9 protein-coding genes and 3 pseudogenes are annotated in these 11,335 nt (G+C 72.3%); 3 read left to right on the plus strand and 9 right to left on the minus strand.

What is annotated here, in order from left to right; genetic code table 11:
- Nucleotides 1–2: 2 nt before the first annotated feature.
- The 6 genes and pseudogenes from MMR14E_RS14635 to MMR14E_RS14655 all read right to left on the minus strand — a co-directional run.
- Nucleotides 3–914, minus strand: coding sequence for a hydroxymethylglutaryl-CoA lyase (locus tag MMR14E_RS14635; RefSeq protein WP_331315270.1), 912 nt, complete (start codon nucleotides 912–914; stop codon nucleotides 3–5).
- Complete coding sequence (locus MMR14E_RS14640) at nucleotides 911–3,139, minus strand: acetyl/propionyl/methylcrotonyl-CoA carboxylase subunit alpha (protein WP_331315271.1); 2,229 nt, start codon at nucleotides 3,137–3,139, stop codon at nucleotides 911–913. Before MMR14E_RS14640 ends, MMR14E_RS14635 begins: the two co-directional genes overlap by 4 nt.
- 10 nt (nucleotides 3,140–3,149) lie before the next feature.
- Nucleotides 3,150–3,938 (minus strand): enoyl-CoA hydratase-related protein, encoded by a 789-nt coding sequence (locus tag MMR14E_RS14645; protein WP_331315272.1) that lies wholly within the window; start codon nucleotides 3,936–3,938, stop codon nucleotides 3,150–3,152.
- A gap of 10 nt (nucleotides 3,939–3,948) precedes the next feature.
- Nucleotides 3,949–5,451: pseudogene (locus MMR14E_RS14650) on the minus strand (carboxyl transferase domain-containing protein); the annotation flags it as partial.
- A gap of 81 nt (nucleotides 5,452–5,532) precedes the next feature.
- Nucleotides 5,533–5,661 (minus strand): annotated as a pseudogene (locus MMR14E_RS29275) (phage portal protein); the annotation flags it as partial.
- Between the two features lie 7 nt (nucleotides 5,662–5,668).
- A pseudogene (locus tag MMR14E_RS14655) lies at nucleotides 5,669–6,619 on the minus strand (acyl-CoA dehydrogenase family protein); the annotation flags it as partial.
- A gap of 172 nt (nucleotides 6,620–6,791) precedes the next feature.
- Between MMR14E_RS14655 and MMR14E_RS14660 the strand changes: the two are divergent.
- Nucleotides 6,792–7,415 carry a TetR/AcrR family transcriptional regulator gene (locus tag MMR14E_RS14660; protein WP_331315274.1) on the plus strand — a complete coding sequence of 208 codons (624 nt, stop codon included), beginning with the start codon at nucleotides 6,792–6,794 and terminating at the stop codon, nucleotides 7,413–7,415.
- Nucleotides 7,416–7,595: 180 nt separating this feature from the next.
- On the opposite strand, the gene MMR14E_RS14665 is transcribed toward MMR14E_RS14660, so the two are convergent.
- Nucleotides 7,596–7,793: a hypothetical protein gene (locus MMR14E_RS14665; RefSeq protein WP_331315276.1), complete on the minus strand. Its 198-nt coding sequence runs from the start codon at nucleotides 7,791–7,793 to the stop codon at nucleotides 7,596–7,598.
- A 270-nt stretch (nucleotides 7,794–8,063) separates the two neighbouring features.
- Between MMR14E_RS14665 and MMR14E_RS14670 the strand changes: the two genes are divergently transcribed.
- Nucleotides 8,064–8,282: a DUF6894 family protein gene (locus tag MMR14E_RS14670; protein ID WP_331315278.1), complete on the plus strand. Its 219-nt coding sequence runs from the start codon at nucleotides 8,064–8,066 to the stop codon at nucleotides 8,280–8,282.
- Here MMR14E_RS14670 and MMR14E_RS14675 read toward each other — a convergent pair.
- Entirely contained in the window at nucleotides 8,270–8,416 is a 147-nt protein-coding gene (locus MMR14E_RS14675; RefSeq protein ID WP_331315279.1) for a hypothetical protein, read from the minus strand. The two genes, MMR14E_RS14670 and MMR14E_RS14675, sit on opposite strands and share 13 nt — an antisense overlap.
- A gap of 705 nt (nucleotides 8,417–9,121) precedes the next feature.
- Nucleotides 9,122–9,331, minus strand: coding sequence for a hypothetical protein (locus MMR14E_RS14680; protein WP_331315280.1), 210 nt, complete (start codon nucleotides 9,329–9,331; stop codon nucleotides 9,122–9,124).
- A gap of 307 nt (nucleotides 9,332–9,638) precedes the next feature.
- Here MMR14E_RS14680 and MMR14E_RS14685 point away from each other — a divergent pair, with 307 nt between their 5' ends.
- Complete coding sequence (locus MMR14E_RS14685; protein ID WP_331315281.1) at nucleotides 9,639–11,255, plus strand: FAD-dependent oxidoreductase; 1,617 nt, start codon at nucleotides 9,639–9,641, stop codon at nucleotides 11,253–11,255.
- Nucleotides 11,256–11,335: the final 80 nt, after the last annotated feature.

Below are 11,335 nucleotides of genomic sequence, written 5' to 3' on the forward strand. Positions count from 1 at the left end.
GATCAGGGGTGCGGCGGCGCGGCGGCCAGCGCGCGGGCGACCTTCGAGGCCGGCTCCCGGCCGAGCTGGGACGCGATCGACCGCCCGGCCGCGGCGAGGACGTCGAGGTCGATGCCGGTCTCGATGCCCATGCCGCGCAGCATGTAGACGACGTCCTCGGTGGCGGCGTTGCCGGCGGCGCCCGGCGCGTAGGGGCAGCCCCCGAGCCCCGCCACCGCGGCGTCCACAACCGACACCCCGAGTTCGAGGCAGGCGAGGATGTTGGCCAGGGCCTGCCCGTAGGTATCGTGGAAATGCAGGGCGATGGCCGTCATCGGCACGTCGGCGGCCACCCGCTCGACGAGCCGCCGGGCCTGGAGCGGCGTGCCGGTCCCGATCGTGTCGCCGAGGGCGATCTCGTGGCAGCCCATCGCGTGCAGGGACGCGGCGACCCGGGCGACCGCCGCCGGCACGACGTCGCCCTCGTAGGGGCAGCCCAGCACGCAGGAGACGTAGCCCCGCACCCGCAGGTCTCGCGCGCGCGCGGCCTCCAGCACCGGGGCGAAGCGGTCGAGGCTCTCGGCGATCGAGCCGTTGACGTTGCGCCGGGAGAAGCTCTCGGAGGCGGCGGCGAACACCGCGACCTCCCGGACCCCGGAGGCGAGGGCCCGCTCCAGGCCCTGCAGGTTCGGGACGAGAACGGCATAGCCGACCTCGGGCCGGGGCCGCAGCCGCGCCAGGACCTCCGCGGTGTCGGCCATCTGCGGCACCCAGCGGGGCGACACGAAGCTGCCGGCCTCGATGCGGGTCATCCCGGCCTCGGCCAGGGCCTCGATCAGCGCCACCCTGGCGGCGATCGGCACCGGCGCGGGCTCGTTCTGGAGCCCGTCGCGCGGCCCGACCTCGACCACCTGCACCCGGGCCGGATAGCTCATGCGGGTCGCTCCTCCGCCGCGAAGGTGACGATCTCGGCGCCCTCCTCGACCATGTCGTCGACGGTGTGGCGGATCTCGGCGACGGTGCCGGCCTGCGGCGCGCGGAGGGTGATCTCCATCTTCATCGCCTCGATCACCGCGAGCGGCGCGCCCTTCTCCACGGCATCGCCGGGCCGCACCCAGAGCTGGGTCAGGCGGCCCGGCACGGGCGCCGTCACCCGGTCGCTGCCGGACGCCTCGGTCCGGGGCGGGGCGAGGGGATCGACGTGGACCAGCGTCGCGTTCCGGCCGCCGACGATCACCGTCAGCTCCGCGCCGCTGCGGACCGCGCGCAGCCGGCGCCAGACGCCGTCCAGCATCAGCCGCTCGCCCTCTGCGTCCTCGGCGAGCGCCGCCAGGACGGAGCCGCCCGGCAGGTCGACGCGGGCGCCGCCGTCGGGGAGCGGGTGCGTGCGCAGGGTGACGGGCGGGTCGRCGCCGTGGCGGAACTGCAGGTCCTGGTAGGGCTCCCCGTTCATCCGCCACGCGTCCGGATCGGCCCAGGGCGACCACGGGTCGCCGCTCGCCCGCGCCTGCGCGGCGACGGCCGCGCGCCGGTCGCGCAGGACGGTGAGGGCGGCGGCGGCCCAGAGCGCTGGATCGGCCGCACCGGTCGCAAGCGGCGCCAGCAGGTCGTCGGCGTGGCGGGCGATGAAGCCGGTATCGAGGTCGGCCGCGCGGTAGGCGGGGTGGCCGGCGACGGCGCGCAGGAGATCCAGATTGGTCGTCACGCCGACGACCNCCTGCGCGGCGACGGCCGCGCGCCGGTCGCGCAGGACGGTGAGGGCGGCGGCGGCCCAGAGCGCGGGATCGGCCGCACCGGTCGCAAGCGGCGCCAGCAGGTCGTCGGCGTGGCGGGCGATGAAGCCGGTATCGAGGTCGGCCGCGCGGTAGGCGGGGTGGCCGGCGACGGCGCGCAGGAGATCCAGATTGGTCGTCACGCCGACGACCTCGTAGGCGGCGAGGGCGGCCGCGAGCTGCCGGATCGCGGCCGCCCGGTCCTCGCCCCAGACGACCAGCTTGGCGATCATCGGGTCGTAATCCGGAGTGATCCGGTCGCCCTGCACGATCCCGGTCTCGACCCGCACCCGCCCCGGCACCTCCGGCGGCTGGCGCAGGTGGGCGAGGGTGCCGACCGCCGGCAGGAAATCGCGCGCCGGATCCTCGGCGTAGACCCGCGCCTCGATCGCGTGGCCGCGCAGGGCCAGATCCCCGGCGCCGAGCGGCAGCCGCTCGCCCGCGGCCACGCGCAGCTGCCACTCCACCAGGTCGAGTCCCGTGACCATCTCGGTCACCGGATGCTCGACCTGGAGCCGGGTGTTCATCTCCATGAAGTAGAAGGTCTCGCCGTCGGCGATGAACTCCACCGTGCCGGCGCCGACATAGCCGACCGCCCGCGCCGCCGCGACCGCGGCCTCGCCCATCCGCGCGCGCCGGACCGGATCCATCCCCGGGGCGGGCGCCTCCTCGATCACCTTCTGGTGGCGCCGCTGGATCGAGCAGTCGCGCTCGAACAGCGAGACGGTGGTGCCGTGGCTGTCGGCGAAGACCTGGATCTCGATGTGCCGGGGGCGGGTCAGGTATTTCTCGATCAGCACCCGGTCGTCGCCGAAGGACGCCCGCGCCTCGCGCTGGGCGCCGGCCAGGGCGGACTCGAACGCCGCGGCCGCCGCGACGACGCGCATGCCCTTGCCGCCGCCGCCGGCCGACGCCTTGATCAAGACCGGGTAGCCGATCCGGGCGGCCGCCTCCTTCAGCACCGGGAGATCCTGCGCGGCGCCGTGATAGCCCGGCACCAGCGGCACCCCGGCGCGCTCCATCAGCGCCTTGGCCTCGGCCTTGGAGCCCATGGCCCGGATCGCCGCCTGGGGCGGGCCGACGAACACGAGGCCGGCCCCGGCGCAGGCGCCGGCGAAGTCCGCGTTCTCCGACAGGAAGCCGTAGCCCGGATGGATCGCCTCCGCCCCGGCGCGCCGGGCGACGTCGAGGATCCGCTCGCCCACGAGGTAGCTCTCGCGCGCCGGGGCGGGCCCGATCGGCCACGCCTCGTCGGCCATCCGGGTGTGGCGGGCGCCGGCATCCGCCTCGGAATAGACCGCGACCGTGCCGATGCCGAGGCGCCGGGCCGTGGCGATCACCCGGCAGGCAATCTCGCCGCGGTTGGCGATGAGGATCTTGCCGAACATGGCCGCCCCCTCAATCCCGCCGCCACGGGGGAGGGCGCTTGTCGAGGAAGGCGGCGATGCCCGCCTGCCCCTCGTCCGACGCCCGGCGCCGGGCGATGCGCCGGCCCGTCTCGCGTCCCAGGTCGGCGTCCACCGGCCGCCCCTCGCACAGGAAGACGAGGTCCTTGGCCTCGGCCTGCGCGCCCGGGGCGCCCCGGAGGATGTCGCGCAGCACCTCCGCGCCGGCCGCCCCCAGCCGGCCGTCGGGCACCACCTCGTGCACGAGGCCGATCGCCCGTGCGCGCTCGGCGGAGAAGACCTCCGCGGTCTGGAACAGGCGCCGGGCCCAGCGCGGGCCGATCGCGTTGACCACGTAGGGGCCGATCGTCGCCGGGATGAGGCCGAGCCGCACCTCGCTCAGGCAGAACCGCGCGCTCTCGGCCGCGATGGCGACGTCGCAGCAGGCGGCGAGCCCGACGCCGCCGCCGTAGGCCACGCCGTGCACGAGGGCGAGCGTCGGCTTCGGCAGCCGGTCGAGACTGTGCATCAGCCCCGCGAGCCCGGCGGCGTCGGCGAGGTTGCTGTCGAAGGACTGGCCGGCGATCCGGCGCATCCACGCGAGGTCGGCGCCCGCCGAGAAGCTCTGGCCGGCGCCCGCCAGGACGATCGCCCGGATCCCGGGCGCGGCGCCCAGCCGGTGCAGGGACGCGGTGAGGGCGGCGATCAGGCCGTCGTCGAAGGCGTTGTGCTGCTCCGGACGGTTGAGCGTCAGGGTGGCGACCCCGCGCTCGTCGACCGTCTCCAGCAAGGTGTCGCCCATCCCGCGCCTCCTACATCCGGAACAGGCCGAAGCGGGTCTCAGGCGTCGGCGCGTTGAGGCTCGCCGAGAGGCCGAGCGCCAGGACGCGGCGCGTGTCGGCCGGGTCGATCACCCCGTCGTCCCAGAGCCGGGCGCTGGAATAGTAGGGGTGGCCCTGCTCCTCGTACTGCGCCCGGATCGGCGCCTTGAACGCCGCCTCGTCCTCGACCGACCACGTGCCGCCGCGGCCCTCGATGCCGTCGCGCCGGACCGTGGCCAGGACCGAGGCCGCCTGCTCGCCGCCCATCACGCCGATCCTCGCGTTCGGCCACATCCAGAGGAAGCGCGGCCCGTAGGCCCGTCCGCACATGCCGTAATTGCCGGCCCCGAAGCTGCCGCCGATCAGGACGGTGAACTTGGGCACCGCCGCGGTCGCGACGGCGGTGACCATCTTGGCCCCGTCCTTGGCGATGCCGCCGGCCTCGTAGCGCCGGCCGACCATGAAGCCGGTGATGTTCTGGAGGAACACCAGGGGCACGCCGCGCTGGGCGCAGAGCTCGACGAAGTGGGCGCCCTTCAGGGCACTCTCCGAGAACAGGATGCCGTTGTTGGCGACGATTCCCACCGGGTAGCCCCAGATATGGGCGAAGCCGCAGACCAGGGTCTGGCCGTAGAGGCGCTTGAACTCGTCGAAGTCGCTGCCGTCCACCAGCCGGGCGATGACCTCGCGCACGTCGTAGGGCGTCCGGCGGTCCGCCGGCACCGCCGCGTAGATCTCCTCGGCGGCGTAGCGCGGCGGCTCGGGCTGCCGCAGCGCGAGCGCGGGGCGCTTCACCGCGTTCAGGTTGGCCACGATGCGGCGGGCGATGCCGAGGGCGTGGGCGTCGGTCTCCGCCATGTGGTCGGTCACGCCCGAGATCCTGGCGTGCACGTCGGCGCCGCCGAGCTCCTCGGCGCTGACCTCCTCGCCGGTGGCGGCCTTCACCAGCGGCGGCCCGCCGAGGAAGATCGTGCCCTGGCCGCGGACGATGATCGACTCGTCGCACAGCGCCGGCACGTAGGCGCCGCCGGCGGTGCAGGAGCCCATCACCACGGCGATCTGGGCGATCCCCTGCGCCGACATCGTCGCCTGGTTGTAGAAGATGCGACCGAAATGGTCCCGGCCCGGGAAGACTTCGTCCTGGCTTGGCAGATGTGCGCCGCCGCTGTCGACGAGGTAGAGGCAGGGCAGCCGGTTCTGCTGCGCGATCTCCTGCGCCCGGAGATGCTTCTGCACGGTCATCGGGAAGTAGGTGCCGCCCTTCACGGTCGCGTCGTTGGCGACGATCACGCACTCGCGCCCGGAGACGCGGCCGATGCCAGTGACGATCCCGGCCGAGGGGACCTCGCCGCCGTAGAGGCCGTGCCCGGCCAGCTGGCCGACCTCCAGGAAGGGCGAGAACGGGTCGATCAGCGCCCGGATCCGGTCCCGGGGCAGGAGCTTGCCGCGGGCGCGATGCCGCTCCCGCGCGGCCGCCCCGCCGCCGAGGCGGACGCGGTCGGCGGTCGCGCGCAGCATGTCGCGCGGCGAGAGCGCGAGCGGCTTCCAGTCGAGGCCGCCCTCCAGCAGCAGCGGCCGGCCGGCATTGGCGGCGCCCTGGTAGTTCGCCTCGAGCTCCGCCTTCAGCCGGTCGAATTGCGGCTCGGACAGCGTCGCCCCGGCGAAGACCAGGGCGCCGGACGGCCGGGCGGCGTTGTCGAGCAGCGCCTTGTTCCAGGCGCTCGCAGGCCCGCGCCACCGCGTAGACGTAGGCCCGGGCGGCGTTCGTCGCCGTGTACATGTCGGCGATCTTGCCCTGCATGAGCTGGAACTCGCCGATCGGCCGACCGAATTGCCGCCGCTCGTGGAGATAGGGCAGGACGACGTCGAGGCAGGCGCGCATGATGCCGAGCGGGCCGGCGGCCAGCACGGCGCGCTCGTAGTCGAGGCCCGACATCAGCACGCCGACGCCGCGCCCCACCGCGCCCAGGACGTTCTCTTCCGGTATCTCGCAGTCCCGGAACAGCAGCTCGCAGGTGTTGGAGCCGCGCATGCCGAGCTTGTCGAGCTTCTGCGCGGTGGAGAAGCCGGGAAAATCCTTCTCGACCAGGAACGCCGTGATCCCCCGCGGGCCAGCCCCGGGATCCGTCTTGGCGTACACGACCAGGATGTCGGCGTCGGGGCCGTTGGTGATCCACATCTTGGTGCCGTTCAGGACGTAGCGGTCGCCGCGGCGGTCGGCCCGCAGCCGCATGGAGACGACGTCGCTGCCGGAGCCCGGCTCGGACATCGCGAGCGCGCCGACATGCTCGCCCGCGATCAGCCTCGGCAGGTAGCGCCGCTTCTGCGCCTCGGTGCCGTTGCGGCGGATCTGGTTCACGCAGAGGTTGGAATGCGCGCCGTAGGACAGGCCGACCGAGGCCGAGGCCCGGCTGATCTCCTCCATGGCCACCGCGTGCTCGAGGTAGCCCAGGCCGGCGCCGCCGTAGGTCTCCTCGACGGTGACGCCGAGCACGCCGAGTGCGCCGAGCTTGCGCCAGAGGTCGGCGGGAAACGCGTTGCTGACATCGATCGCTGCCGCGCGGGGGGCGATCTCGGCGCGGGCGAAGCGCTCGACCTCGGCGCGCAGGGCATCGGCCGTCTCGCCCAGGCCGAACTCGAAATCCTGCAGGCCCATGGGCATCGCGCGTCTCCTCGCCAGAGAATCGGGCACTCGCCTCTTTGAAACGAACGTACGTTCGTTAAACCGCGCTGGCAAGGCGATTTACGAACGGACGTTCGTGAGCCTATAGCGGGGATCGGCGTGAGCATTCCCCGGTGTCTGTTGCGCTCTGAACTGTCTTCGGAGTGTCTTCGTGGGTCGCACCGCCGGATCGAACGGGCCGCGCACGGCCGCCGCCATCCGCCAGGCCGGGCTTCGGCTCATCTACCGTCACGGCTACGAGGCGATGACCCTGCGCGCCCTGGCCGCCGAGGTCGGGATCCAGCCGGCCTCGCTCTACAACCACATCCGCAGCAAGCAGGATCTGCTGTTCGACATCGTGCGCGACCACATGGAGACATTGCTGGCGCAGACCGACGCGGCGCTGGCAGCGGCGTCCGGCGGCCCGACGGACCGCCTCCGCGCCTTCGTGGCCCACCACGTCACGTACCATCTCGAGAAGAAGCAGGAAGTCTTCATCGCGAATTTCGAGCTGCGGTCGCTCGATGCGCCGCATTACGCGGCGATCGTGGCGCTGCGCCGGGACTACGAAGACAGGCTGGTCGCGCTGCTCGATGACGGCGTCGCCGCGGGCGCGCTCGACATTCGGGACTCGCGCGTCGCGGCCTACGCGATCCTCGGCATGCTCACCAGCGCCTGCACGTGGTACAGGCCCGATGGCCGGATGACCAAGGCGGAGATCGTCGACCTGCACACCGACATGGCGCTGCGCGGCTGCGTCCGGCGCCACCGACAGGCGATGGCCCGCGACGACTGAAGTCCTTCCGCGCGTCCAGAGAGTCGGGCCGTCTCGCCGACGGACAGCCGGCTCTCGAGGGCCGCCCTCGACGGTGCGGCCGTCGACGGGCCCGCATATCGAGAATGCGTGCGGTCGGCGACCGGACGCGGGCTCGGCGCGCTCGGCGGGCGGGCTACCACCCGGGCAGCGGCGGACGCCTCAGATCAGTCCGCCGGACGGGGCGGCGGTGAGGGTCCTGCCGGCCCGCGTGACGAGCTTGGCGAAGGCCAGCGCGGCCGCCGAGGCCTGGGCCTCCGAGGGGAAGGTGCGATCCGATGTCAGGACCGGCATCTGTGTCGCATCGAGGAGCACCCAGGTCCAAAGACGGGTGTCGGTCGCTCGGATCTCGAAATGCATGGCGGGCTCGTCGGGCGCTGGGACATGCCCGCACCATGCGCCGCAAAAAGGCCTGCCGCGTTAAGAGCTTGGCCGGCGCAACAACCTGCATCGACCTGCACCGGGCTTGCCCCCGACATCCTCGTAGATCACAGGCGCAACTGCGTGCCGACGCGGGCGGATTCGACCCCTGCCGGGCCCGACTTGGCATGCCAGCTTGGCTTTATCCGCCCATTCGATGCTACCCTCGCGCGGTCGGAGTGCTGTGCCGACGGTGTGAGCAGGAGCGACATGGTAGAGCGGTACCATTTCCGCCTGAGAGGGCCGAACGAGGTCATCGAGGACGAGGAGGGCGTGCTGGCAAGCTCGATCGAGGTCGCCGTGGCCGAGGCAACGCAGTTGATCGCCGAGATGCACGCGCGGGGCGAACTGCCCGATCCTGACGAACGCTGGTGCGTGGAGATCCACATCGCCGACGGCACCGTGCTTCGTTCCCTTCAGCTGTACTGAGCGCTGGCCGCCGGGCGCGTGAGCTTGCGCAGGATCCGGCGGATGTGTTCGCGGAGGATGAGCGCCTCGGGCGGCGGCCCGGCACCCGGAGGCTCGACCGATATCTCCAGATCGCCCAGGACCGAGGCGTACATCGAGTTCTCCACGCTTTCCGCGAGCAGTAACCATCAACCCTAGCAAACCGTTGCAACCCCTATAAGTCAGGTTTCGCCCTACAGGACTCGGCAGTCTCTACGCGGAGGGGAGCGCCCGGACCGACAGAAGACTCCGGAACATGAAGTCGATCTCAGTATCGGAGCTCGCGCGGGCGAGTGCGCGGCAGGGTCTGCGGCGCGCACGCTGAGAAAATCCGGCGCCGCGCGGGCGGCGCGTGCTTGCACAGCCGCGGCGAATGCGGCGGCGCGCACGCTCACGCCTCGCCGGCGAGGCGCTGATGCCCGAGCGATCGCGGCGACGATTGTCTGGAACGACGGCCGAGGATCGCGGTCCGAGCCGCGCCGGGTCGGCGCCGGGAGCCGGAACCGCGACAGGGAGGCCGGCCGCGTCACCGGCGGACCGGGCGTGTCGAATTGGTCGCAGCGCGCCCGCGAGGCGCCGGATCCTCCCGCGGCGAACGCTCAGTCCGGTGATAGCGAGATCCGGCCCGGTCCGGTGGATCGGGGCTCGGCCGCCCCCGGTCTGCCCGAGCCCCGAGCCGGCGGCCTGTCCATCGCCGACCATCGAGGTGCCGGTCCCCGCCATCCGCGACCGGCTCGCAGGATGCCCCGCGTCGCGGCCGGTCCGGGCGCGGCCGGTGCGCGCGGCGCTGCGACTGCACTGAGTGCGTGGCCGGCTCCGTCTCAGTTGGCGAGGAAGGCGGCGAGCCCGGCCAATCCCGACAGGGAAGCGCGGCTCTCTTCCATGCACCGCGCGTTCAGGTCCGCGGCCAGACCGTCGAGCTTGGCCTGAAGCAGGTTGATGCTCGCTAGGGACAGGTCGCCGGGGAGCAGGACGATCACGTCCCCCTCGTCGAGGTGTATCGTCTCGCGGATCGCAGCAACATCAGCCATGGATGCCTCCGTCGGGAATATTGATCTCTCGACCTGTCGCGAAGATCTCACGTTCCGAGGGCGCCGGCCGTGCTCGGGAGCACGCGCTCCTACACTGATCCGCGGGCGGGGCGCTGCCACGTGACCCGCGCCGGCCGGTCGGGCGGCTCCGTGCCGCCATCGGGTGCCTGCCCGCGACGTCGATCGCCGCGACAGCCGATACCCAGACCGGCCCCTGCACCGGCGAGCGCGGGGATGCGGATCTTGCTTGCCGAGGCCCGGCCATCGATGCTGCGCCCCCGGGCGCAACTTGCGATAGGAGCGGTTCATGGAATCGATCGGTCGTGACCTCCGGGAGATGCAGCGCATCCCACTCGCCGCATCGCATGTCGCCGCGCTCCGGGGCATCGGGGTCGAGACGCGCTACCCGGCCGGAACCTTCGTCGTGCGCGCCGGCGACCTGGCCGACCGCTTCTACTACGTCGAGGCCGGCGAGATCGAAGTGGTCAACCCGTTCACCGACGAGCGACATCTGCCCGCGACGCTCGGGCCGACCCAATTCATGGGCGAGATCTCGTTCCTGAACGGCGGCGTCTGGTCGATGCCCATGCGGGCGAGCGCGGATACCGTCGTCACCGAGGTCCCGCGTCCGGCGATGCTGCAGCTGATGTCCGAGATTCCGGAGATGTCGGACATCATCATCACGGTCCTCGCCGCACGGCGGCGACGGCAGCTCGACGCGCATGACGGCACGCTCGTGCTCATCGGCGAGGATGACGACCGGAGCGTGCGACGGATCGCGGAGTTCGCGAGCCGGAACCGCCTTCCCTACAGGTCCCATCCGCTGGGCAGCCCGGAGGCGGCGAGCGTGGCCAGAAGCTGCGCGATCTCGTCGGAGAGGCCGGCGGTCATCTTCGGCCGGGGCGTCGTCGTGCCCGATCCGACCCCCGCCAAGGTCGCGCGGCTGCTCGGCCTCGACTACAACCTCGTCGACGACGAGGCCTTCGATGTCCTCATCGTGGGCGGTGGCCCGGCCGGAGTGGCTGCCGGGGTCTACGCCGGGGCGGAGGGGCTCCGCGCGCTGGTGATCGAGGACGTGGCGATCGGCGGTCAGGCCGGCACCTCGAGCCGCATCGAGAACTACATGGGCTTTCCGACCGGCATCTCCGGGGCCGATCTCGTCTGGCGCGGGGAGGTCCAGGCGATGAAGTTCGGCACGCGGTTCGCGATGCCGCGGCGCGTTGCCAAGCTGGAAGGGCTGGAGGACGGATCGTTCTGCGCGACCTTCGACACGGGTCGGCGCGTCCGGGGGCGGGCGGTCGTGGTCGCGACCGGCGTCCAGTACCGCAGACTGCCGATCGAGCGCCTCGAGACATTCGAGGGGGCCGGCATCTACTACGCGGCGACCGAGATCGAGGCCCGTGACTGCCGGAATGCCGAGGCGATCATCATCGGGGGCGGCAACTCCGCGGGACAGGCCGCGATGTATCTCAGCCGCTCCGCCCGGCACGTGCGCCTCCTCGTGCGCGGGCCGTCGCTCGCGACCTCCATGTCGAGCTACCTGTCGAGCCGGCTGGAGGCGGAGCCGGCGATCACCGTCGAGTACGGCGCCGAACTCACCGCTTTGCACGGCGATTCCCACCTCGAGGCGGTCACGATCCGCACCCTCGCCGATCAGACGACGCGCGTGGTCCCGACCTGCGCCGTGTTCGTGATGGTCGGGGCCGCCCCCAATACGGGCTGGCTCTCGGGGCTCGTCGAACTCGATAGCCACGGGTTCGTCATGACCGGAAACACGATCGGCGCCGTCTCACCCTACGCGACGTCGCGTCCCGGCATCTTCGCGGTCGGCGATGTTCGGGCGGGATCCGTCAAGCGCGTCGCGGCCTCGGTCGGCGAGGGCTCCGTCGTCATCTCGACGGTATGGGAGCACGTCCGAACATAGCGCACCTCGCCCTCGATCCGGCACGGACGGCCGATGCCTCTTCGAAGAAGTTCTTCGAGGGCTCTGCGCAATAGTGATGT

Origin of the sequence: Methylobacterium mesophilicum (assembly GCF_036441335.1) — a bacterium.
In the GTDB taxonomy this organism is placed as follows: domain Bacteria; phylum Pseudomonadota; class Alphaproteobacteria; order Rhizobiales; family Beijerinckiaceae; genus Methylobacterium; species Methylobacterium mesophilicum_B.

Coding starts and splice junctions, on each gene's coding strand:
- MMR14E_RS14635 (WP_331315270.1), bottom strand. CDS start 914: ATGAGCTATCCGGCCCGGGTGCAGGTGGTCGAGGTCGGGCCGCGCGAC.
- MMR14E_RS14645 (WP_331315272.1), bottom strand. CDS start 3,938: ATGGGCGACACCTTGCTGGAGACGGTCGACGAGCGCGGGGTCGCCACC.
- MMR14E_RS14665 (WP_331315276.1), bottom strand. CDS start 7,793: ATGCATTTCGAGATCCGAGCGACCGACACCCGTCTTTGGACCTGGGTG.
- MMR14E_RS14670 (WP_331315278.1), top strand. CDS start 8,064: ATGGTAGAGCGGTACCATTTCCGCCTGAGAGGGCCGAACGAGGTCATC.
- MMR14E_RS14675 (WP_331315279.1), bottom strand. CDS start 8,416: ATGTACGCCTCGGTCCTGGGCGATCTGGAGATATCGGTCGAGCCTCCG.
- MMR14E_RS14680 (WP_331315280.1), bottom strand. CDS start 9,331: ATGGCTGATGTTGCTGCGATCCGCGAGACGATACACCTCGACGAGGGG.
- MMR14E_RS14685 (WP_331315281.1), top strand. CDS start 9,639: ATGGAATCGATCGGTCGTGACCTCCGGGAGATGCAGCGCATCCCACTC.